The following is a 21,928-nucleotide window of genomic DNA, read 5'->3' on the forward strand; positions in this document are numbered from 1 at the left end:
GTGCGGAAGATCGACGGGCCCGCCGACCACGTCGTCGTGATCGGGGCCGGGCTGGCCGGGCTTTCGGCGACCCTGCACCTGCTCGGCGCCGGGCGGCGCGTCACGCTGCTGGAGCAGGCCGACGTCCCGGGCGGCCGGGCCGGGCAGCGGAACTTCGACGGCAACGCCGTGGACACCGGCGCGAGCGTGCTGACCATGCCGGAACTGCTGGAAGAGGCGTTCGCCGCGGTCGGTGAGCCGCTGGCCAAGAACCTGCGCCTGACCAGGCTCGACCCCGCCTACCGGGCGCGGTTCGCCGACGGCAGCACCCTGGCCCTGCACACCGACGGCGACGCGATGGAGGCCGAGATCCGCGCCTTCGCGGGCGCACGCGAAGCGGTGGGCTACCGGGCACTGCGGCGCTGGCTGACCGAGCTGTACGCGGTGCAGAAGGACCGGTTCATCGGCGCGAACTTCGACTCGCCGCTCGACCTGGCCCGCCCCGAGCTGGCGAAACTCGCGGCGCTCGGCGGGTTCGGCCGGCTCGGCCCGCGCGTCGGCCGTTACCTGCTCGACGAGCGGGTCCGGCGGCTCTTCACGTTCCAGGCGCTGTACGCGGGGCTGGATCCGGCGAGCGCGATCGGCGCGTACGGCGTCATCGCCTACATGGACACCGTCGGCGGCGTCCACTACCCCGAAGGCGGGATGGGCGAGATCGGCCGGGCGATGACCGGCGCGGCGGCCCGGGCGGGCGCGGACGTGCGGTTCGGCACCGAAGCCGCGTGGCTCGAACGGGTGAATTCACGGGTGCGCGCGGTCCGGACGCGCTCGGGCGAGCGGATCGAGTGCGACGCCGTCGTGCTCGCCACCGAGCTGGGCGCGGCCTACCGGCTCATCGGCGCGCGGCCCCGGCGGCCGCTACCGCTGCGGTACTCGCCGTCGGCCGTGGTCCTGCACGGCCGGACCACCCGGAAGTGGGACCTCGGGCACCACACGATCTTCTTCGGCGGCGCCTGGGAGCGGACGTTCGCGGAGATCATCCGCGAGGGGAAGCTCATGAGCGACCCGTCGCTGCTGGTCACGCGCCCGACGGCGACCGACCCGGGACTGGCCGGGCGCGGCGGGGAGATCGTCTCGGTGCTCGCGCCCGCGCCGAACCTGCGCAGCGGGAAGATCGACTGGGACCGCGTCCGCGGGCCGTACCGGGAGGAACTGCTTCGCACGCTCGAAGCGCGCGGGCTGACCGGGTTCGGCGAAGCCTTCACCGTCGACGAGACGATCACCCCGGCGGACTGGGCCGCGCGCGGGCTCGCGGCCGGGACGCCGTTCTCGCTCGCGCACACGTTCCCGCAGACCGGCCCGTTCCGGCCGGCGAACCTGGTGCGCGCGGCGGGCAACGTGGTGCTCGCCGGCTGCGGCACCACCCCGGGCGTCGGCATCCCGCCGGTGCTCATCTCCGGGCGACTGGCAGCGGAAAGGATCACCGGCCGGTGAACGAACTCGACGCCGCGGGCATCACCGACCCGGCCCTGCGCGCCGCGTACGCGGAATGCCGCCGCATCAACGCGCACTACGGGCGCACGTTCTTCCTGGCCACCCGGCTGCTGCCGGCGCGGGCCCGGCCCGCCGCGCACACGCTCTACGGGTTCGCGCGGATGGCCGACGAACTGGTCGACAACCCGGCGCCGGGCAGCGATCCCGCGGGTTCACTGGACCGCGTCGCGGCGATGGTCGACGTCGTCCACGCCGGCGGGGTGCCCGACGACCCGGTGCTCGCGGCGCTGGCCGACACCGTGCGGCGCTACGGCATTTCCCGCGAACTGTTCGACGCGTTCCTGAAGTCCATGCGGATGGACCTCGAGCCGGTCGAGTACCCGACCTTCGCCGAGCTGGGCGAGTACATGTACGGCTCGGCCGCGGTGATCGGGCTGCAGATGCTGCCGGTGTTCGGCACGGTGGGCAGCCTGGCCGAAGCCGAGCCGGGCGCGATCGCGCTGGGCGAAGCGTTCCAGCTGACGAACTTCCTGCGCGACGTCGGCGAGGACCTCGACCGCGGCCGGCTGTACCTGCCGACGTCGGAACTGGCCGCGTTCGGCGTCACCCGCGACCTGCTGGAACGACGGCGTCCCGACCCGCGGATCCGGGCCGCGCTGGCGTACTTCGTCGCGCGGACGCGAGCGGTGTACCGGCGGGCCGAAGCGGGCGTTCCGCTGCTGCGCCCGGAGTCGCGGGCGTGCGTGCGGACGGCGCTGACGCTGTACGAAGGCATCCTCGACGAGATCGTCGCGCTCGACTACGACGTCCTGACGCGGCGCGCGGTCGTCCCGAAGGCGCGGAGGCTGGTAGTCGCACTACCACCCTTGGCCGCGGTCTGGGCGCGCGAGACGTTCCGCGGCGGTCGTACGCTGCGATCATGACCAATCGACGGATCCGGATCGGGCTGCAGCTCCAGCCGCAGCACGCCGACTACGACGCCATCCGGCGCACCGCCTCGGCCGCCGAGGACCTGGGTGCCGACATCGTCTTCAACTGGGACCACTTCTACCCGCTGTACGGCGAGCCCGAGGGCAAGCACTTCGAGTGCTGGACCATGCTCGGCGCGTGGGCGGAGTCGACGTCACGGGTGGAGATCGGCGCCCTGGTGACCTGCAACAGCTACCGCAACCCCGAGCTGCTGGCCGACATGGCCCGCACGGTCGACCACATCTCCGGCGGCCGGCTCATCCTCGGCATCGGCTCCGGCTGGTTCGAGAAGGACTACGACGAGTACGGCTACGAGTTCGGCACCGCCGGCGGCCGCCTCGACAACCTGGCGGAGTCGCTCCCGCGCATCGAATCGCGGCTGGGCAAGCTGAACCCGCCGCCGACCCGCAAGATCCCGGTGCTCATCGGCGGCGGCGGCGAGAAGAAGACGCTCAAGCTGGTCGCGAAGCACGGCGACATCTGGCACGGCTTCGGCGACCCGGAGGTCGTCGAGCGCAAGGTGAAGATCCTCGACCAGCACTGCGCGGACGTCGGCCGCGACCCGGCGGAGATCGAGCGGTCGTGCGGCGTCCAGGGCGAGCCGGACGAGCTGGGCCCCCAGCTGCTGGACCTGGGCGTCACGACGTTCACGGTCGGCGTCGGCGGCCCGGACTACGACCTGGGCGCGCTGGAGAAGTGGATCGCCTGGCGCGACAAGACCAACGCCTGATTTTCGTCCGTGAAGGTCACGTCGAGGGACTTCGGTTCCGTCGATGTGGCCTTCACGGCTTTGGGGCCCGGTGGGCGGCGACCCGCTCCCGGGTGGCACAGCGCGGGGAGCAGTAGCGGCGAGGACTGCCGCCGCCGGTGTGGGCGAACGGCTTTCCGCACGACGGTGACGCGCACAGCCCGCCCGGCACGTCCTGACGTGACGCCAGCAGCGAAGCCAGCCCCAAAGCCGACGACGTCACCAGCCACGCGCCCCACGGCCCGTTGTCCGCGGAGTCGACGTGCAGGTGCCAGCCGTAGCCGTCCGCGTGGTTCGTCAAGCGTGGTGGACGCGCGTACGCGGCGAACAACGCGTTGAGCGCCGAAGCCGCCGAAGCGACGTCAGGCGCTGCGAACACCGAACGCAGCTCGACAGCCGCCGCGCGCAGTTCCGCCACGTCCGAAGGCGACAGCCGTACCTCGGTCTCGCCGTGCTGACGGAGGACGCGCTCGACCGAAGCCGGGTCGGGAGCCGGGACCAGCAGGACGTCCAGCAGGTCGACGGCGCGCTGCACGGAATCCCGGTGCGGAAAGGCCATGCCCCACTGTAACGTCTTGCCGATGACAAGGCGTTACCTGGCCGGGGCGACACTCGCCCGGACCGGCGACGAGCTGTCCGGGCCCGCGCTGCTGCTGCTCGGGCTGGCCGCGGGCCCGCACGCCGGGTCCGCCCTGCTCGCCGGGCTGACCGCGTCCGCCGCGGTGGGCGGGCCCGTGTTCGGGGTCTTCCTGGACCGCAGCCCGGCGCCGGGGCGGCTGCTGGCGTGCGCCCTCGCCGGGTACGCCGGCGGGCTCGCCCTCGTCGCCGCCGTCTTCGGGCACCTGCCGCTCGTGGCCGTCGTCGCCGTCGCCGTCGTCACCGGGCTGCTCAACCCCGCCATCGCGGGCGGCTGGACCGCTCAGCTGCCCGCCGTCGCCGGGTCGCGGCTCCCGCAGGCCAGCCGGCTCGACGCCCTGACCTTCACCGCCGCCGCGCTCGCCGGTCCCGGTCTCGCCGGGCTCCTCGGGGGTGCGACCGGGCTCGTCGTGGCCGTGGCCCTGGTCTCCGCCGCGATCCCGGTCGCCTGGACCCTGCCGGGGAAAAGCGGGCCGGGCAGGAGAACCCACCTCAAGGACGGCTTCACGGTCCTGGTGCGCAACGCCCCGCTGAGGCGGGCGACGGTGGCGTCGACGATCTCCTGCGCCGGCATCGGGATGGTCACCGTCTGTTACCCGCTGCTGGGCGCGGCGCACCTGCGCGGGCCGGCCGACGGCGCGCTCCTGCTGACCGTGCTGGCCGTCGCGTCCTTGCTCGCCAACGCTGTCCTCGCGAGGTGGCCGCTGCCGTGGGCCCCGGACCGGACGGTCCGGCTGAGCACGCTGGTGCTGGCCGCGAGCGCGGGCGTGGCGGCGGCCGCGGACGGCCCGGTGCCGCTCGCCGCCGCGGCGGCCCTGGCCGGGGTCACCGAAGGCCCGCAGCTCACGGCCCTGTTCGCGATCCGCCATCGGGAGGCACCGGAGCACGTCCGCGCGCAGGTGTTCACGACGGCCGCGAGCGTGAAGGTCACCGGGCTGGCGGCGGGCGCGGCCGCAGCCGGCCCGCTGGCCGCGTGGTCGCTCCCGGCGGCCCTGCTCACCGCGGCGGGCGTTCAGCTCCTCGCCGCGACGCCGTATCCGCGCAGGTCAGAACGCCATCGCCTGCGCGCGCCGCTTGACCTCGGTGCCGTGGCTGGTGCGCAGGGCGTTGATCGGCGTGCTGCCCGGCAGGGTCTCGTCGGCCGTGAACAGCCACCGCAGCATCTCGGTCCGGGAGAACCCGGAGTCGGCGAGCACGGTGATCGTCCCCGCCAGTCCCTTGACGACGCCGTCCTTGACGAAGAAGTCGCCGGGCACGCACAGCTCGCCACCGCGCTTGACCGCGATGAGGTGCCCGTCGCGCAGCATCTGCCGGACCTTGTTGGCCGAGGTCCCGAGAACGGTCGCCACCTCCGTCAACGGGAGGACCGCGACCGCGGTGTCGAGGACGTCATCGGCGACAGGAATCCCACTCACAGGTGACACTGTGCCACATTTCGTCCCCTCACCCGCTAGTACGCACGGGTGACCCGCGAGGTCTCCTGCACCAACCGTGTGCGGTTCCGTACGATCCTTACTCGTGACTCGCACCCATCCCAGCCTGGTCGGCACGCTCCTCGAGCGGCGCTACCGGGTGGACCGGCTGCTCGCCCACGGCGGAATGTCTTCCGTCTACCGGGGGACCGACACCCGGCTGGACCGGCCGGTCGCGATCAAGATCATGGACCCGCGGTTCGCCGACGACCGGTCGTTCGTGGACCGGTTCGTGCGCGAAGCCCAGTCGGCGGCCCAGCTGCACCACCCGCACGTGGTGGCCGTGCACGACCAGGGGTTCGACCAGCCGCAGGGCGCGGAGTCCGGGCTCGCGTTCCTGGTGATGGAGCTGGTCGACGGCGGCACGCTGCGCGACCTGCTGGACGAGAAGGGCCCGCTGGACGTCGCGCTCGCGCTGAGCGTGGCCGAGCCGGTGCTGTCGGCGCTGGCCGCCGCGCACCAGGCCGGGCTGGTGCACCGGGACGTCAAGCCGGAGAACGTGCTGATCGGCCGCTCCGGGCAGACCGGCGGCGCGGTCAAGGTCGCCGACTTCGGCCTGGTGCGGGCCGTCGCGAGCGCGGGCACGACCAGCTCGAGCGTCATCCTCGGCACGGTCGCCTACCTCTCCCCCGAGCAGGTCGCCACTGGCGCGGCCTCGTCGCAGGGCGACGTCTACTCGGCCGGCATCCTGCTCTACGAAATGCTCACCGGGCAGGTGCCCTACACCGGCGACACGGCGATCTCCGTGGCCTACCGGCACGTGAACGACGACGTCCCGCGCCCGAGCCTGCTGCGGCCCGACCTGCCGCCCGCGCTGGACGAGCTGATCACGCGCGCGACCCGGCGCGACCCGCAGCTGCGCCCCGCCGACGCCGGGGAGTTCCTGACCGAGCTGACGGCCGTGCGCGCCCAGCTGGGCCTGCTGCCGGTGACCGTGCCGATCCCGGCGGCGCACGGCCAGGGCGACGTCGCCGACACCGAGCGCACGCTGCCGCGGATCCCGCAGGTGCCGGACACCGAGAAGACCATGCCGGTGCACCGCCCGAACGCGACGCGGGCGCTGAGCCACCCCGGCACCCCTCCCCCGGGCTTCGCGCAGCAGCCGCCGTCACCACCGCGGCTCGGCGGTGAAGCGGAACCCGGGAAGCCGCGGGACAACCGGAAGCGGATCGCCATCATCGTGGCCGCCGTGCTGCTGTTCGGCGGGCTGATCGGGGCGTTCGCGTTCATCCTCACCGACGACGGCGGGGACAAGACCGCGACCGTGCCGAGGCTCGTCGGGCTCAACCAGGCCGCGGCGGGCGACGCCCTGCGCGCGGTGAAGCTGACGCCGCAGTTCAGCCAGGAGTACGACAACTCCGTGCCGTCGAACACGGTGCTGCGGGCCGAGCCCGCCGAGGGCACGCCGCTGCAGCCGAACTCGACGGTGTCGGTCGTGCTGTCCAAGGGCCGCCCGGCCGTGCCGGACATCCGGCCGGGCACCGCGCTCCCCGACGCCGAGCAGGCGATCAAGGCCGCCCAGCTGAACCCGGTCCGCGGCCAGGACGACTACGACGCCGAAGTGCCGCAGGGCGCGGTCATCCGCACCACGCCGGCCGCCGGCAGCCAGCTCCCCATCGGCGGCCAGGTCACGATCATCGTGTCGAAGGGCCCGATCCCGCTGCCGCCGGTCCCGGACGTCACCGGGCGGAGCAAGGACGAGGCGTTCCAGCTGCTGCAGCAGGCCGGGTTCGAGCCGTTCCAGGCCGGCGAGGAGTTCAACCAGGGCGTCCCGGGCGGGAACGTCACCCGGACCGACCCGCCGGCGAACTCGCAGGCGACGGCGAAGCGGATCGGCGTGTTCGTGTCGAACGCCGTCCAGGTACCGGACGTCCGGTTCCGCTCGTTCGACGACGCCCAGAAGATCCTCGAGCAGGCCGGGCTGAAGGCCGACCGCGACGGCAAGGGCAACGGCAACGGCCACGGACCGGGTGGTGGCGGCGGGTTCGACTTCGTCTTCCAGCAGGACCCGCAGCCGGGTTCCATCGTGCAGAAGGGCAGCAAGGTCAAGCTGAAGGGCTTCGGGGGATGATCGGCAGCCGCGGCCGCGTGACCGGCACGATCGGTCCCGGCCTCGTCGGCGAGGTCCTGCTGAACGTCCGGGGCGGCACGGAGGCGTTCTACGCCTACCCGGCCGACCCCGAAGCCACGTTCGCCTCGGGCACCCAGGTGCTCGTGGTCGACTTCGAACCCCCGCGGACGGTTTACGTGGAACGGTGGCAACCGCTGGGCCTTTGACGGCGTCGAAGAGGCACCAACACACCCACAACAGAAGAGCGAGGGGGTCGGTGCCATGAGTCTCGTGGAAATCGTGCTGGTTTCCGCCGGTGGTCTCGTCGTCGCGCTGGTCGTCGTCTTCGGGATCCTGCGGTTGCTCTACAAGGTCGCGGAGCCGAACGAAGCGCTGATCATCTCCGGGTTCGGCGTGCGCGTCGACCGGGCGGACACCGCGGACAGCCTGGGCTTCAAGATCATCACCGGCCGTGGCGTGAACGTGCTGCCCGGGTTCCAGACGGCCCGCCGGCTGTCGCTGGACACGCGGGGCGTCAACCTGCAGGTCTCGTGCGTGACCAAGCAGGGCCTGCCGGTCACCGTGCGCGCGGTCGTCATCTACAAGGTCGGCGACGACTTCGCCTCGATCGCCAACGCCGCCCGCCGGTTCCTGGACCAGCAGAAGGGCATGAACGACACGATCCACGAGCTGTTCTCCGGCCACCTGCGCTCGATCGTGGGCGGGCTGACCATCGAGGAGATGATCCACAACCGGGACGCGCTGACCGGCGAGGTCCGGCAGTCCTCGGCCACGGAGATGATCAAGCTCGGCCTGATCGTGGACTCGCTGCAGATCCAGGAGATCGACGACGAGTCCGGTTACATCCTCAACCTGGGGAAGCCGCACGCGGCCGCGATCGCCGCGTCGGCCCGCATCGCCGAGGCGCAGCGCGACCAGGAGGCCGCCGAGGTCGAGCAGGTCTCGGCCGCGAAGAAGGCCGCCGCGGTCCGCGAAAGCCAGATCCAGCAGGCGGGTTACCAGGCCGAAGTGGACCAGGCCCGGGCGAAGGCGTCGCAGTCCGGCCCGCTGGCCGAGGCGACCGCGCGCCAGGAGGTCGTCGTCCAGGAGACGCGGGCGGCCGAGCTGGAGGCGGCGCTGGCCGAGCAGCGGCTGCAGTCGCAGGTCCGCAAGCCGGCCGACGCGAAGGCGTACGACACCCGGACCACGGCCGACGCCGCCCGTGACGCGCAGATCGCCAAGGCGCAGGCCGAGGCGAAGGAGACCGAGCTGCGGGCCGCGGCGGACGCGACGCGCGTGAAGACGGCCGCGGAAGCCGAAGCCCAGGCCACGAAGGCCCGCGCCGAGGCGTCGGCGGGCGCGACCCGGGCGACCGGTGAGGCCGAGGCCGCCGCGGCCCAGGCCCGCGGCCTCGCCGAGGCGGAGGCCGCCAAGGCGAAGGGGCTCGCCGAGGCCGAGTCGGCCCGGGCGAAGGGCCTGGCCGAGGCGGACGCGATCAAGGCACGCGCGGCGGCGCTGGCGGAGAACCAGGAGGCGGTCGTCGCGCAGCAGCTGGCCGAGCGCTGGCCGGAGATCGTCGAGGCGGGCGCGAGCGCGTTCGGCAACGTCGACCACATGGTCGTGCTCAACGGCGCCGACGGCATGTCCGACATGTTCGCCAAGGCCCTGTCGCTCGGCGGCACCGGTCTCGGCCTGGCCCGGCAGCTGATGGACGCCATGGGCAAGCCGGCCGAGAAGGAGCTGGACGAGTCCGCCCGGCGCAACGGCGAACTGAAGCTGACCGACTGAGCGGTCACTCAGCGTACGGCTCTTGTGTCCCGAATCACGGGAGGCAAGGGCCGTACGCCCGTTCGGGGGCGGCAATTCCCGTGATGTTGTCCTACCGTGGGCGCATGGTGCCGGACAGCCCGTCTCGGACCGCCCGATGACCTTCTTCAACGGCGGTCCCCGTGAGCGTCCCCTGTTCCCCGTTCCGGAACAGGAGCTCTACGCGTTCAACGGGCGGCACTGGACGGACGCCCCGCGCGAGCACATCGTCCCGGCCGTGCTGCCGTGGGCGCAGCCGCTGGGCCGGTCCGAGCGCACGGTGGTGGCCCTGCGGTCCATCGACGTGTGGCCGGAGGCCATGACCCTGCGGATCACCGTGTTCTCGCGCGACAGCCTGGTCGACGACCCCGCCGAAGGGCTGATCGACCACCGGCGCAAGCCCGACTACAACGGGCTGCTCTTCGGCGTGCTCTACGCCGACGGAAGCCGCGCGAGCTCCGAGACGGTTTCGGTGCCGTCGGCGTCCGAACCGGACGAACCGGTGCTGCGGGCGCAACCGGTCGGCGGCACGCGCTTCGCCGTCGAGCACGACGTGTTCCTGTGGCCGCTCCCGTCGGCCGGCCCGCTGAAGCTGGTCGTCCAGTGGACCGACCGCGAGATCCCCGAGACGCGCACGACGCTCGACGGCGGCGCGATCCGGGCCGCGGCGAAGGACGCCGCGGAGATCTGGCCGGGGCTGGGCAAGCGGCAGGTGAACGGCCTGCCGGTGCGCCGCGTCGGCAAGCAGGTGGCCCTCACCCCCGAATGGGGGACCTCCGTGGTGCGGGCGGAAGAGCCCGAGCCCACCCGTGGGGACTAGCGCGTTTGTCGATCTGTGACCCCGGGCACCGGCGCCCGGGGTATCTCGAATGGATGAATGGGGTGGGTAGTTAGCGTCGTTGAAACACTTCGACCACCCGCCGGACATCTCCGGCTGGTGCAGTGGGTCTCCTCCCTTCCGACGCACGTGGCCGTGCACCCGCGAACCCGGAAAGGTCGCATATGGCTGGCTCGCCGCTCAGCGCACTCGACGTCGCTTTCCTTTGCCTGGAAAGCGAAACCTCCCCGATGCACATGGGAGCGGTGGTCACGTTCACCGCTCGCGGCCCGGTGGACCCCGAAGCGTTGACCGCGCTCCTGGCGCAGCGGGCCGCCGAGCTGCCGAAGCTGCGCCAGCGGGCGCGCGCGGAGCTGTTCCCGCCGGGTGCGGCGAGCTGGGCCGACGACCCGGATTTCGTTGCGGCCGACCACATTCACCACGTCGCGCTCAGCACGTTGTACGAACCGGACCCGCTCGCCGCGTACGCGTCGCGGTGGATCGCCGAGCCGCTCGACACGTCCCGGCCGCTGTGGCAGCTCACCCTGGCCACCGGGCTGCCGGACGGGAAGTTCGCCCTGCTGCTCAAGCTGCACCACGCGCTCACGGACGGCGCGGGCGCGTACGCGGTCACAGCCGGTCTGCTCGACGGGGTCGAACTGCCGCTGCGCGGCACTTCGGCCACGCCGCGGATCCCGGCCCCACGGTCCACTTTGGACACGGTGAAGGACGCGCTGGGCACGGTCTGGGGCCAGGCGAACGAGACGGCCGGGATCGCGTCGTCGCTCGTGCGGGCCGCGCGGCCGCCGCTCTCGCCGATCTCGGCGCCGGCGTCGGCCGAGCGACGGCTCGGGTTCGTCCGGCTGCCGCTGAAGGAGCTGCGCCGGGTCCGCCAGGCCCACGGCGGCACGACCAACGACGTCGTGCTGGCGGTGCTTTCCGGCGCACTGCGCGGCTGGCTGGTGAACCGCGGCCACCGCGCCGACGGCCGCACGCTGCGCGCGCTGATCCCGGTGAGCGTGCGCGGCCGGACGGGCGACCCGCTCGGCGGCAACAAGCTCTCGGGGTACCTCTGCGACCTGCCGGTCGGCGAGGACGACCCGGTCGAGCGCCTGCGGGTGGTCCGGCGCGCGATGACGCGCAACAAGGCGGCGGGCCCGAGCCGCGGCGCCGGCGCGCTGCCGCTGCTGGCCGACCGCGTCCCGCCGCTGCTGCACCGCCTGGGCACGCGCAGGGCGGGCCAGGCCGCGCCGATGCTGTTCGACCTGGTGGTCACGACGGTCCCGCTGCCCCCGGCGCGGCTGTCCCTGGGCGGCGCCCGCCTGGCGGAGGTCTACCCGTTCGTCCCGCTGGCCCCGCGCCACGCGGTCGGCATCGCGGTGGCGACGTACCGCGACTCGGTCCACATCGGACTGCAGGTCAACGGCGAAGCGGTGCCGGACGTCGGCTCGCTGCGGGACGCGGTGCTGAAGTCCGCGGCCCAGCTGGTCGACGCTTCCTGACCCGGACGCCCCGAGGTGGCCTCGGGACGTCCGGCACGAGGATCAGCCGCGGAGCATCTCCGCGACCAGGAACGCCAGCTCCAGGGACTGCTGCGTGTTCAGCCGCGGGTCGCAGGCCGTCTCGTAGCGGCCCGAGAGGTCGATGTCCGAGATCTCCTGGGCGCCGCCCAGGCACTCCGTGACGTCCTCGCCCGTCAGCTCCACGTGGATGCCGCCGGGGTAGCTGCCCAGCTGGTTGTGCACCTCGAAGAAGCCCTGGACCTCGTCGACGATGCGGTCGAAGTGGCGGGTCTTGTAGCCGGTCGACGACTCGTGCGTGTTGCCGTGCATCGGGTCGCACTGCCAGATGATCTTGTGCCCGGACGCTTCGACCTTCTCCACGATCGCCGGCAGCACCTCGCGGACCTTGCCGTTGCCCATCCGGGAGATGAGCGTCAGCCGGCCCGGCTCGAAGCGCGGGTCGAGCCGCTCGACGTACTCCAGCGCCTGCTCGGGCGTGGTCGTCGGGCCGATCTTGAGCCCGATCGGGTTGGCCAGCAGCTCGGCGAACGCGATGTGCGCGCCGTCCAGCTGGCGGGTCCGCTCGCCGATCCAGAGGAAGTGCGACGACAGGTTGTACAGCTTCGGGTTCGCCGCGTCGGCCTTGTCCAGGCGCAGCATCGACCGCTCGTAGTCGAGCAGCAGCGCTTCGTGGCTGGCGAAGATCTCCGTCGACTGCAGGGACGTGTCGGTGACGCCGCACGCCGACATGAACCGCAGGCCGCGGTCGATCTCGTTGGCCAGTGCCTCGAAGCGCTGCGCCGCCGGCGACGCCGAGACGAAGTCCTTGTTCCAGTCGTGCACCTGGTGCAGGTCGGCCATGCCGGCGCCGGTCAGGGCGCGGACCAGGTTCATCGCCGCGCCCGCGTTCGCGTAGGCGCGGATCATCCGCCCGGGGTCCGGCACGCGCAGCTCGGGCTTCGCGACCAGCGAGTTGATGATGTCGCCGCGGTAGACCGGCAGGCCCAGCGCGTCCGTCGCGGCCGAACGCGGCTTCGCGTACTGGCCGGCGATGCGGCCGACCTTCACGACCGGGAGGCTCGCGCCGTAGGTCAGCACGACCGCCATCTGCAGCAGCGTGCGCAGGTTGGCGCGGATGTGCGGCTCGGTGTTGGACTCGAACGTCTCCGCGCAGTCGCCGCCCTGGAGGAGGAAGGCCTCGCCGCGGGCGACCATGGCCAGCCGCTCCTTGAGGCGGTCGATCTCGTTGGGGACGGTGATCGGCGGCACGCTCTCGAGCACGCCGCGGACCCGGCGGGTGGCGTCCGGGTCGGGCCACTCCGGCTGTTGCGCGGCCGGCAGGGCCAGCGCCTTGTCGAGCCGCGCGCGCAGCTCGGGCGGCAGCGGCGGCAGTTCGGGCAGGGTGTCGACGGGGACGTCCACAGTCCAGTTCACGAACACCAGGATAGGGTTCGCGCCGTCCTCGGCTTCGCCCGGTTCGCCTCTGAGCTGGCATGACCCCAGATGTGCGGTGCTGAGCTGGGGACTCCTGATCCGCGTCGCACAAGTCCGCACGGCGGGAGAACCCGGCTCCCGCCATGCGGACGTCGTTCAGCCGGGACGGCAGGACCCGTCCGCAGGACTGCCCGGGCCGCCGGGGTTCATCAGCAGCACGCCGCGGCGCCTGCCAGGAGAGGGTCAGCGCGATGGTGCGGCCGGGGTGCGTGTAGTCGAGGCCGGCACTGGGCGACGGCGTCACGCCGTAGTCCGGGCAGGATGTCCACTTCGGACTCGCGCCCACGGGCGCGCGCGGACGTCACCCGGCTTGCGCGCGGTTGTACAGGTTCTGCACGTCGGTGCCGAAGTACGGCCCGAACATGTAGCCCGGCAGGAAGGTGTAGCCGAAGCTGTTCACCGAAGCCTGGACACCGGTGCCGCTGCCTTCGCTGAACGACAGGAACCACGGCCCGCCACTGGACCCGCCGGTCATGTCGCACCGCATCCCGTGGTCCTTCGTCAGCAGGAAGTCGGTGAACGTGCTGCCACTGCAGTAGTCCAGCTTGGTCCCGTCGTAGGGCGCCTGCGCCGGATAGCCGAAGGTGTACATGCTCTGGTTCTTCGGCTGGTTGAAGGCGATGCCCTGGGCGCCGACGACGTCGGTGAGCTTCTGCCCGTTCAGCGGGTTCACGACGGCCATGCCGACGTCGTAGTTCATGTCCTCGCCGGCTTCCCACTGCGGCGTGGTCAGCGTGGACTTCGCCGTCCACTGGCCGTAGGGCGCGTTGCCGTTGTCGTAGCCGGGGACGAACGTCCACTGCGTGTGCCAGGTGCCCTGGTACTTCACGCAGTGCCCGGCGGTGACGACGACGCTGCCGTTCGCGCTGGTGACGGCGTCCCCGGAGCAGGAGGCCTTCTGGCCGTCGAAGAGGAAGAACACCCGGCCGGCGGTGTGCGTGACCTGGCCGCCGCCGGTCCACACGCCTCCGCCGTTGGGGATGCTCCGGATGATCGCGCTCTTCCCGCGGGCGACCTCCTTCGGTGTGACGCGGGGAGCCTTGACGAGCGTGTCCATCGGCACGGCGGCCCGCATCGCGGCGGCCGTCCAGAACGATCTCGGTGCGGCCTGCGCCGGGGCGCCGACCAGGGTGAATGCGAGGGCGAGGACCGCGGTGACCACCGCTGCCCGGAGGGTCGTGTGCTTCAAGACGCCCACCTTCCGCAACCGGTAAATGTTCGCAAAAGCGACATGGCTACTCGAAAGTAGTTGCCCGGTTACGCACACACATCCGCCGTTCGGCCGTACTGGATACGGCCGAACGGCGGACAGTGTCGATCAGACGACCGCGAGCGGCAACGCCGTCGGGTGCACCGGCGCCGGGAGGTCCGAAGCACCGGTCAGGAAGGCGTCGACCGCGTTGGCGACCGAACGGCCTTCCGCGATGGCCCAGACCACCAGCGAGGCGCCGCGGTGGGCGTCGCCGCAGACGAACACCCCTGGCGTCTCCGTCTGCCAGTCCGCGCCGCACGACAGCGTGCCGCGGCGGGTCAGCGACAGGCCCAGCTCGGACAGCAGCGGCATCTCCTCGACACCCTCGAAGCCGATCGCCAGCAGGACCAGGTCCGCCGGGAGCGTCTCGACCTCGTCGCCGACCGGGGTCACCTCGCGGCGGCCCGTCGCCGGGTCCTTCCGGACGCGGACCTGCTGCAGCTCGACCGCCGTCACGCGGCCTTCGGCGTTGCCGACGAACCGCTTGACCGCCACCGCGAACTTGCGCTCGCCGGCCTCCTCGTGCGCCGGGTAGGTGCGCAGGATGTACGGCCACGTCGGCCACGGCGAGCGGTCGTCGTCGCGGGTGGACGGCGGGGTCGGGTACTGGTCGAGCTGCGTCACCGACAGCGCGCCCTGGCGGGTCGCGGTGCCGTAGGAGTCCGCGCCCGTGTCGCCGCCGCCGATGATGACGACGTGCTTGCCGCGCGCGTCGATCGGCGACGGGCCGTCGCCCTCGACGTACTTGTTGGCCGGCACCAGGTGCTCCATCGCCAGGTGGATGCCGCCCAGCTCGCGGCCGGGCGTCGTCGTGTCGTCGCGGCCGCGCAGCGCGCCGACCGCGAGCACGACGGCGTCGTACTGCGTACGCAGGTCCTCCACCGAAAGGTCGACGCCGACCTCGCAGCCGGTGACGAACTTGGTGCCCTCCTTGCGCAGCTGCGCGAGGCGGCGGTCGAGGACCTTCTTCTCCATCTTGAACTCGGGGATGCCGTAGCGCAGCAGGCCGCCGAGGCGGTCGTCGCGCTCGAACACCGTGACCTCGTGGCCGGCGCGGGTCAGCTGCTGGGCGGCGGCGAGCCCGGCCGGGCCGGAGCCGACGACCGCGACGCGCTGCCCGGTGGACTCCTCCGACACCTGCGGCTGGACGTACCCCGCTTCCCAGGACTGGTCGGCGATCGTCTGCTCGACGCGCTTGATCGCCACCGGCCCGCCGGACAGCGGCGAGATCGACAGGACGCAGCCCGCCTCGCACGGCGCCGGGCACAGCTTCCCGGTGAACTCCGGGAAGTTGTTGGTGGCGTGCAGCCGGTCGCTCGCCGCGGCCCAGTCGCCGCGGCGGACCAGGTCGTTCCACTCCGGGATCAGGTTGCCCAGCGGGCAGCCGGAGCCGCCGGAGTGGCAGAACGGGATGCCGCAGTCCATGCACCGAGACGCCTGCTTGCGCACCTTTTCGTTGCGCTCGCCCGGGTCGACGTCCGCGTAGACCTCGCCCCACGAGGAAAGCCGTTCCTCGTAGGACTTCTTCTTCGGCTCTTCGCGCTCGAACTTCAGGAAACCGGTCGGGTCAGCCACGAGCGGCCTCCATGATCGCCTCGTCGACGTCGCGGCCGGCGGCCTTGGCCGCCTTCGCCGCGTCCAGGACCCGCTGGTAGTCACGCGGCATCACCTTGGTGAACGCCACCGAACGGCGCGGCCAGTCGCCGAGCAGCGACGCGGCCACCGCGGAGCGGGTGAGATCGTAGTGCTGTTGCACGGTTTTCTTGAGCCACGCCAGGTCGTCGGCGGTCGGCTTGAGCAGGTCCACCATGTCCTGGTTGACCTTCCTGCGGTCGACGTCGAGCACGAACGCCATGCCGCCGGACATGCCGGCCGCCAGGTTCCGGCCGGTCGGGCCGAGCACCACCGCGCGGCCGCCGGTCATGTACTCGAAGGCGTGGTCGCCGACGCCCTCGGCGACGACCGTGGCGCCGGAGTTGCGGACGCAGAAGCGTTCGCCGACCTGGCCGCGCAGGAAGATCTCGCCGCCGGTCGCGCCGTAGGCGATCGTGTTGCCCGCGATCGTCTGGGCTTCCGCGGCGAACGCGGCCTCCGGGTCGGGGCGCACGACGATCCGCCCGCCGGACAGGCCCTTGCCGACGTAGTCGTTCGCGTCGCCGACCATGTCGAGGGTGAGCCCGCGCGGCAGGAACGCGCCGAGCGACTGGCCCGCCGACCCGGTGAGCAGCACGTGGATCGTGTCCTCGGGCAGGCCGTCGCCACCGTAGCGGCGGGTGATCTCCGAGCCGAGCAGCGTGCCGACGGTCCGGTTGACGTTGCGCACCGGCAGTTCGAGCCGCACCGGGTGCGCGTCCTCCAGCGCCGCCTCGGCGAGCTGGATGAGCGTGCGGTCCAGGGCGTGCTCGAGGCCGTGGTCCTGGCCGCGGGTGCGCCGCTTCGCGCCGCCGTACGGCGTCTCGGACGGCATCTCGAAGATCGGCGCCAGGTCCAGCCCGGACGCCTTCCAGTGGTCGACGGCCTCGTCGGTGTTCAGCAGCTCGGCGTGGCCGATGGCCTCGTCGAGCGTGCGGAAGCCCAGCGACGCCAGGGTTTCCCGGACCTCTTCCGCGACGAACTTGAAGAAGTTGACGACGTGCTCGACCTGGCCGGTGTAGCGCTTGCGCAGCTCGGGGCTCTGCGTGGCGACGCCGACCGGGCAGGTGTCGAGGTGGCAGACGCGCATCATGATGCACCCCGCGACGACGAGGGGGGCCGTCGCGAAGCCGTACTCCTCGGCGCCGAGCAGCGCCGCGATCACCACGTCGCGCCCGGTCTTCATGGCGCCGTCCACCTGCACGGTGATCCGGTCGCGCAACCCGTTGAGCAGCAACGTCTGCTGGGTCTCGGCGAGGCCGATCTCCCACGGCGTGCCCGCGTGCTTGAGCGAGTTCATCGGGGACGCGCCGGTGCCGCCGTCGTGGCCCGAGATGAGCACGACGTCCGCGTGCGCCTTGGACACACCGGCCGCGACGGTGCCGACGCCCAAAGAGGACACCAGCTTCACGTGGATGCGGGCGTGCTCGTTGGCGTTCTTGAGGTCGTGGATCAGCTGGGCCAGGTCCTCGATGGAGTAGATGTCGTGGTGCGGCGGCGGCGAAATGAGGCCGACGCCCGGCGTGGAGTGCCGGGTCCGCGCGATCCACGGGTACACCTTGTTCGGCGGCAGCTGACCGCCCTCGCCGGGCTTCGCGCCCTGCGCCATCTTGATCTGGATGTCGTCGGCGTTGACCAGGTACTCGCTGGTGACGCCGAAGCGGCCGGAGGCGACCTGCTTGATCGCGCTGCGGCGCTCGGGGTCGTAGAGCCGCTCGGGGTCTTCGCCACCCTCACCGGTGTTGGACCGGCCGCCGATGCGGTTCATCGCGATGGCCAGGGTTTCGTGCGCCTCGGCCGAAATCGAGCCGTACGACATCGCGCCGGTGTTGAAGCGCTTGAAGATCGCCTCCGCGGGCTCGACCTCGTCGAGCGGGATCGGCTCGCGCACGCCGTTGCAGAACGAGAACAGCCCGCGCAGCGTGCCGCCCTCGCGGTAGAGGCGGTGCACTTCGTCGGTGTACTTGCGGTACACCTCGTCCCGGCCGGTCTTGGACGCGTGCTGCAGCAGGAACACCGTCTCCGGGGTGAACAGGTGCAGCTCGCCCTCGCGGCGGTAGGCGTACTCGCCGCCGGTGTCGAGTCCGCGGTGGACCCGCTCGGTCGGGTTGTCCGGGTACGCGCGGCGGTGCCGGACGGCGACCTCTTCGGCGAGCACCTCCAGGCCGACGCCGCCGAGCTTCGACGACGTGCCGGTGAAGTACTCGTCGAGCAGGTCCTGGCCGAGGCCGAGGGACTCGAAGACCTGGGCGGCGGTGTACGCGCCGACCGTCGAGATGCCCATCTTGGACATGATCTTCAGGACGCCCTTGACGAGCGCTTGCACGTAGTTGCGGACCGCCTTGCCCGCCTCGATGCCGGTGACCGCGCCCTGCCCGATCATGTCCTCGATGGTCTCGAAGGCCAGGTACGGGTTGACCGCGGCGGCGCCGTAGCCGAGCAGCAGCGCGATGTGGTGCACCTCGCGGGCGTCGCCGGATTCGACGACCAGCGCGACGCGCAGGCGTTCCTTGGTGCGGACCAGGTGGTGGTGCACCGCGGAGACCAGCAGCAGCGACGGGATCGGCGCCATCCGGTGGTCGGAGTCGCGGTCGGACAGCACCAGCGTGCGCGCGCCGGCGGCGATCGCCTCGGACGCCTCCCGCCGGACGCGCTCGATCGCGCCGGCCAGCGCCTCGGCGCCGCCGTCCACTTCGTACAGTCCGGAAAGGACGCTGCAGGCGAAGCCGGGCAGGTCGCCGTCGTCGTTGATGTGGATGAGCTTGGCGAGCTCGTCGTTGTCGATGACCGGGTACGGCAGCTTGAGGTGGCGGCAGGACGCCGGCCCCGGGGCCAGGAGGTTGCGCTCCGGGCCCATGATCCGCGCCATGCACGTGACGAGCTCTTCGCGGATCGCGTCCAGCGGCGGGTTGGTCACCTGCGCGAAGTTCTGCTTGAAGTAGTCGTAGAGCAGCCGGGATCGCTTCGACAGCACCGCGGGCGGGGTGTCCGAGCCCATCGAACCGATCGGCTCGGCGCCCTTCTCGGCCATCGGCGCGAGGAGGATCTTCAGCTCTTCTTCGGTGTAGCCGAAGGAAAGCTGGCGGCGCAGCACCGAGTCGTGGCTCTGCACGACGTGGTCGCGGTCGGGCAGCTCGGCGAGCTTCAGCAGGCCCGCATGCAGCCAGCCCTCGTACGGGAGCTTCCCGGCGAGCGCGGACTTGACCTCTTCGTCGTCCACGATCCGGCCGGCTTCGGTGTCCACGAGGAACATCCGGCCGGGCTTGAGGCGCCCCTTGGCCACGACGTCCTTCGGTGCGACGTCGAGGACGCCGGCCTCGCTGGCGAGCACGACGCGGTCGTCCGCCGTGCGCCACCAGCGCGCGGGACGGAGGCCGTTGCGGTCCAGGACCGCCCCGACCAGGGTGCCGTCGGTGAAGGTGACGCACGCCGGGCCGTCCCACGGCTCCATCAGGCTCGCGTGGAACTGGTAGAACGCGCGGCGTTCCGGCTTCATCGTGGCGTGGTTTTCCCACGCCTCCGGGATCATCATCAGCACCGCGTGCGGCAGCGACCGGCCGCCGAGGTGCAGCAGCTCGAGGACCTCGTCGAACGACGCCGAGTCGGACGCGTCCGGCGAGCAGATCGGGAAGAGCCGGGTCAGGTCGCCGGGCAGGAGTTCGGACTCCAGCAGCGCCTCGCGGGCCCGCATGCGGTTGCGGTTGCCGCGGATGGTGTTGATCTCGCCGTTGTGGGCCACGAACCGGAACGGGTGGGCCAGCGGCCACGACGGGAAGGTGTTGGTGGAGAAACGGGAGTGCACCAGCGCGATGGCGCTTTCCAGCCGCTCGTCGCGCAGGTCGGCGAAGAACGCGGGCAGCTGCTCCGGCGTGACCATGCCCTTGTAGACGATGGTTCGCGAGGACAGCGACGGGAAGTACGTGCCACAGCCCGAGTTCGCGCTCTCGTGCTCGACGCGCTTGCGCAGGCAGAAGGCGAGGCGGTCGAGCTCGAGGCCCGCTTTCCCGTCGCCACTGACGAAAAGCATCGCGAAGTGCGGCATGACCGAGCGGGCGGTCGGGCCGATGTCGGCGCGGTCGGCGTCGACGGGGACCTCGCGCCAGCCGAGGACCTCCAGTCCTTCTTCGACGGCGATGCGTTCCGCGAGCTCGACGGCCTTGCGGCGCTGCTCGGCGTCTTCGGGGAGGAACGCGATGCCGGCGGCGTAGGTGTGGTGCCCGTGCTCGTCGGGTTCGGGGAGCGCGAAGCCGGCTTCGGCGCGCAGCAGCGTGTCGGGCAGCTGCAGCAGGATGCCGGCGCCGTCGCCGCTGGTCGGTTCGGCGCCGGCGGCGCCGCGGTGGTCGAGGTTGGTCAGCGCGGCCAGGCCGTCGGTGACGATGCCGTGGGAGCGGCGCCCGCGGATGTCGGCCACCATGGCCACACCGCAGGAGTCCTGTTCGGTCTCCGGGTCGTAAAGACCCTGCTTGCCGGGCATGGCGGAGAAGATCATGAAGGGACCTCCTTCGTCGTCTCGTCTGTCGTGCGGGGCCGGGCTACCGGCCGGGGAGCGCACGGGACGACGATGGCCCGCTTGTTAGCGCGACTTTAACACCTGGGAAACATGGCAGCACCCGTTCAGAGCGCCCCGAGCGACGTCGGACGGTAACGATCTGGCTGCGCGGAACGACGTAGTTCCTGATGGGTTCCCGGTAGTTCGTTGTGCTAAGTATACGTCCCGGAAACTCGCGTCAAGCTTAACGTGACGGGCCCGACGCGGCAGCCCCGAAGTGTGCCGCCGGTCACTAGAACGTGTTACATTTCGGCGCATGATCCTCGACCGGTTCAAGCTCACCGACCAGGTCGCCGTGGTCACCGGCGCGGGGCGCGGGATCGGCGCGGCCACGGCCGTGGCCCTCGCCGAAGCGGACGCCGACGTGGTCATCGCCTCCCGCACCGAAGCCCAGCTCTCGGAGGTCGCGGCGCACGTCGCGGCGGCCGGCCGGCGCGCGCACGTCGTGCCCGCCGACCTCTCCGACCCGGCCGCCGCCGCGAAGCTGGCGTCCGTCGCGGTCGCCGAGTTCGGCCGCCTCGACCTGGTCGTCAACAACGTCGGCGGCACCTACCCCCGGCCCCTGCTGGAGACCACGCCCGAGTTCCTGGAAGAGGCCTTCCGCTTCAACGTCGCGACCGCACACGCGCTGACGACGGCGGCGGCACCGTCCTTGGTGGAGACCGGCGGTTCGGTCGTCAACATCTCGTCGGTGATGGGCCGGGTGTCCGGCCGCGGCTTCGCGGCGTACGGAACGGCGAAGGCGGCGCTGGCCCACTACACGCGCCTGGCGGCCGCCGACCTGGCGCCCCGGGTGCGGGTCAACGCGATCTCGGTCGGCTCGGTCCTGACGTCGGCACTGGAGATCGTCGCCGGCAACCCGGAGCTGCGGGAGAAGATGGAGTCCGCGACCCCGCTGAAGCGCATCGGCGACGCCGAGGACATCGCGGCCACCGTGGTGTTCCTGGCGTCGCGGGCCGGCGGCTACCTCACCGGCAAGATCCTCGAAGTCGACGGCGGCCTGCAGGCCCCCAACCTGGAGCTGGGCCTGCCCGACCTGGCCTGACCGGCCTTTTTCGCCGAACCACCCACGCCCCGTGTCCACCTGGTGTCATAGTGTTGCCCGACCGAGGGATCATCAGGGGACAGCGAGGGGGAGATCCGTGGCCGACTTCGAAGTCGACCCCGCGGCGATGCGCGAGTACGCCCAGGTCGTCGACGGCCTGCACCAGGCCGTGACCAAGATCGACGAGTACATGCGCTCGACGGCGTGCGACAAGTCCGGCTTCACCGGCCTGTTCACGGTGCTGCAGCCGGTCGTCGACCTGGTCGGGAACCTCTACGGCGAGACGCTGAAGTTCGGGCACTCCCGGCTGAGCTCGCTGAGCCAGGGCGTCCAGTCGGCGGCGAACGCCTACGCGACGCACGACGAGAACGCCAAGAAGATGCTCGACGAGCTGCGCGCGAAGCTCGAGGCGCGGGGCGGCGCGCCCGGCGAGCCGGGCGGCGTGCCCGACGACTTCCCGACGATGCCGCACCCGGCCTGACG

Annotated in this window: 19 protein-coding genes; 10 read left to right on the forward strand and 9 right to left on the reverse strand. The window is 71.9% G+C overall.

Annotated elements, in window-relative coordinates:
• Genes crtI through ACWEN0_RS16750 form a run of 3 tightly spaced genes read left to right on the forward strand, consistent with a single transcriptional unit; the run spans position 1 to position 3,172 of the window.
• A complete protein-coding gene (gene crtI, locus ACWEN0_RS16740) occupies positions 1–1,473 on the forward strand; it encodes a phytoene desaturase family protein (RefSeq protein WP_451973975.1) in 1,473 nt (490 codons plus the stop codon).
• A complete protein-coding gene (locus ACWEN0_RS16745; RefSeq protein ID WP_451973977.1) occupies positions 1,470–2,396 on the forward strand; it encodes a phytoene/squalene synthase family protein in 927 nt (308 codons plus the stop codon). Before crtI ends, ACWEN0_RS16745 begins: the two co-directional genes overlap by 4 nt.
• On the forward strand, positions 2,393–3,172 hold the full coding sequence (locus tag ACWEN0_RS16750) for an LLM class F420-dependent oxidoreductase (RefSeq protein ID WP_451973979.1): 780 nt from the start codon (positions 2,393–2,395) through the stop codon (positions 3,170–3,172). Before ACWEN0_RS16745 ends, ACWEN0_RS16750 begins: the two co-directional genes overlap by 4 nt.
• A gap of 52 nt (positions 3,173–3,224) precedes the next feature.
• Here ACWEN0_RS16750 and ACWEN0_RS16755 read toward each other — a convergent pair whose 3' ends face one another.
• Genes ACWEN0_RS16755 through ACWEN0_RS16775 form a run of 5 tightly spaced genes read right to left on the reverse strand, consistent with a single transcriptional unit; the run spans position 3,225 to position 5,241 of the window.
• The gene (locus tag ACWEN0_RS16755) at positions 3,225–3,749 is read right to left on the reverse strand and encodes a CGNR zinc finger domain-containing protein (protein ID WP_451973981.1); all 525 of its coding nucleotides are present in this window, start codon (positions 3,747–3,749) and stop codon (positions 3,225–3,227) included.
• Between the two features lie 33 nt (positions 3,750–3,782).
• Positions 3,783–4,091 (reverse strand): hypothetical protein, encoded by a 309-nt coding sequence (locus ACWEN0_RS16760; protein ID WP_451973983.1) that lies wholly within the window; start codon positions 4,089–4,091, stop codon positions 3,783–3,785.
• An 18-nt stretch (positions 4,092–4,109) separates the two neighbouring features.
• Entirely contained in the window at positions 4,110–4,412 is a 303-nt protein-coding gene (locus tag ACWEN0_RS16765; RefSeq protein ID WP_451973985.1) for a hypothetical protein, read from the reverse strand.
• 6 nt (positions 4,413–4,418) lie between these two features.
• Positions 4,419–4,826, reverse strand: a complete 408-nt coding sequence (locus ACWEN0_RS16770; RefSeq protein WP_451973987.1) for a hypothetical protein — start codon at positions 4,824–4,826, stop codon at positions 4,419–4,421.
• Between the two features lie 46 nt (positions 4,827–4,872).
• Positions 4,873–5,241 (reverse strand): Rv2175c family DNA-binding protein, encoded by a 369-nt coding sequence (locus ACWEN0_RS16775; protein WP_451973989.1) that lies wholly within the window; start codon positions 5,239–5,241, stop codon positions 4,873–4,875.
• Positions 5,242–5,344: 103 nt separating this feature from the next.
• Between ACWEN0_RS16775 and pknB the strand changes: the two genes are divergently transcribed.
• The 5 genes from pknB to ACWEN0_RS16800 all read left to right on the forward strand — a co-directional run bounded on the left by pknB (position 5,345) and on the right by ACWEN0_RS16800 (position 11,473).
• Positions 5,345–7,369 (forward strand): Stk1 family PASTA domain-containing Ser/Thr kinase, encoded by a 2,025-nt coding sequence (pknB, locus tag ACWEN0_RS16780; RefSeq protein ID WP_451973991.1) that lies wholly within the window; start codon positions 5,345–5,347, stop codon positions 7,367–7,369.
• Positions 7,366–7,575, forward strand: coding sequence for a hypothetical protein (locus tag ACWEN0_RS16785; protein ID WP_451973993.1), 210 nt, complete (start codon positions 7,366–7,368; stop codon positions 7,573–7,575). Before pknB ends, ACWEN0_RS16785 begins: the two co-directional genes overlap by 4 nt.
• A 55-nt stretch (positions 7,576–7,630) precedes the next feature.
• Positions 7,631–9,136, forward strand: coding sequence for an SPFH domain-containing protein (locus ACWEN0_RS16790; protein ID WP_451973995.1), 1,506 nt, complete (start codon positions 7,631–7,633; stop codon positions 9,134–9,136).
• Between the two features lie 136 nt (positions 9,137–9,272).
• Positions 9,273–9,974, forward strand: a complete 702-nt coding sequence (locus tag ACWEN0_RS16795) for a hypothetical protein (RefSeq protein WP_451973997.1) — start codon at positions 9,273–9,275, stop codon at positions 9,972–9,974.
• A gap of 182 nt (positions 9,975–10,156) precedes the next feature.
• Positions 10,157–11,473: a wax ester/triacylglycerol synthase family O-acyltransferase gene (locus ACWEN0_RS16800; RefSeq protein WP_451973999.1), complete on the forward strand. Its 1,317-nt coding sequence runs from the start codon at positions 10,157–10,159 to the stop codon at positions 11,471–11,473.
• A gap of 42 nt (positions 11,474–11,515) precedes the next feature.
• Here the strand turns inward: ACWEN0_RS16800 and ACWEN0_RS16805 are convergent, their stop codons facing one another.
• The 4 genes from ACWEN0_RS16805 to gltB all read right to left on the reverse strand — a co-directional run bounded on the left by ACWEN0_RS16805 (position 11,516) and on the right by gltB (position 20,340).
• Positions 11,516–12,907, reverse strand: coding sequence for a class II 3-deoxy-7-phosphoheptulonate synthase (locus ACWEN0_RS16805; RefSeq protein WP_451974001.1), 1,392 nt, complete (start codon positions 12,905–12,907; stop codon positions 11,516–11,518).
• A 361-nt stretch (positions 12,908–13,268) separates the two neighbouring features.
• Positions 13,269–14,156 carry a trypsin-like serine peptidase gene (locus ACWEN0_RS16810; protein ID WP_451974003.1) on the reverse strand — a complete coding sequence of 296 codons (888 nt, stop codon included), beginning with the start codon at positions 14,154–14,156 and terminating at the stop codon, positions 13,269–13,271.
• A 129-nt stretch (positions 14,157–14,285) separates the two neighbouring features.
• Positions 14,286–15,794, reverse strand: coding sequence for a glutamate synthase subunit beta (locus ACWEN0_RS16815; RefSeq protein ID WP_451974005.1), 1,509 nt, complete (start codon positions 15,792–15,794; stop codon positions 14,286–14,288).
• Positions 15,787–20,340 (reverse strand): glutamate synthase large subunit, encoded by a 4,554-nt coding sequence (gene gltB / locus ACWEN0_RS16820; protein WP_451974007.1) that lies wholly within the window; start codon positions 20,338–20,340, stop codon positions 15,787–15,789. Before gltB ends, ACWEN0_RS16815 begins: the two co-directional genes overlap by 8 nt.
• Positions 20,341–20,656: 316 nt before the next feature.
• On the opposite strand from gltB, the gene ACWEN0_RS16825 reads away from it, so the two are divergent.
• Both ACWEN0_RS16825 and ACWEN0_RS16830 read left to right on the forward strand, forming a co-directional pair.
• The gene (locus tag ACWEN0_RS16825; RefSeq protein ID WP_451974009.1) at positions 20,657–21,445 is read left to right on the forward strand and encodes an SDR family oxidoreductase; all 789 of its coding nucleotides are present in this window, start codon (positions 20,657–20,659) and stop codon (positions 21,443–21,445) included.
• Between the two features lie 97 nt (positions 21,446–21,542).
• Positions 21,543–21,926 carry a type VII secretion target gene (locus tag ACWEN0_RS16830; protein WP_451974011.1) on the forward strand — a complete coding sequence of 128 codons (384 nt, stop codon included), beginning with the start codon at positions 21,543–21,545 and terminating at the stop codon, positions 21,924–21,926.
• Positions 21,927–21,928: the final 2 nt, after the last annotated feature.

This window comes from Amycolatopsis sp. NPDC004378 (assembly GCF_053602455.1).

Bases quoted from the DNA above. Each gene is read 5' to 3' on its own strand.
- ACWEN0_RS16760 (WP_451973983.1), bottom strand. From the start codon at position 4,091: ATGGCGGGGTTGAGCAGCCCGGTGACGACGGCGACGGCGACGACGGCC.
- ACWEN0_RS16750 (WP_451973979.1), top strand. From the start codon at position 2,393: ATGACCAATCGACGGATCCGGATCGGGCTGCAGCTCCAGCCGCAGCAC.
- ACWEN0_RS16790 (WP_451973995.1), top strand. From the start codon at position 7,631: ATGAGTCTCGTGGAAATCGTGCTGGTTTCCGCCGGTGGTCTCGTCGTC.
- ACWEN0_RS16755 (WP_451973981.1), bottom strand. From the start codon at position 3,749: ATGGCCTTTCCGCACCGGGATTCCGTGCAGCGCGCCGTCGACCTGCTG.
- gltB (WP_451974007.1), bottom strand. From the start codon at position 20,340: ATGATCTTCTCCGCCATGCCCGGCAAGCAGGGTCTTTACGACCCGGAG.
- ACWEN0_RS16785 (WP_451973993.1), top strand. From the start codon at position 7,366: ATGATCGGCAGCCGCGGCCGCGTGACCGGCACGATCGGTCCCGGCCTC.
- ACWEN0_RS16795 (WP_451973997.1), top strand. From the start codon at position 9,273: ATGACCTTCTTCAACGGCGGTCCCCGTGAGCGTCCCCTGTTCCCCGTT.
- ACWEN0_RS16800 (WP_451973999.1), top strand. From the start codon at position 10,157: ATGGCTGGCTCGCCGCTCAGCGCACTCGACGTCGCTTTCCTTTGCCTG.
- ACWEN0_RS16825 (WP_451974009.1), top strand. From the start codon at position 20,657: ATGATCCTCGACCGGTTCAAGCTCACCGACCAGGTCGCCGTGGTCACC.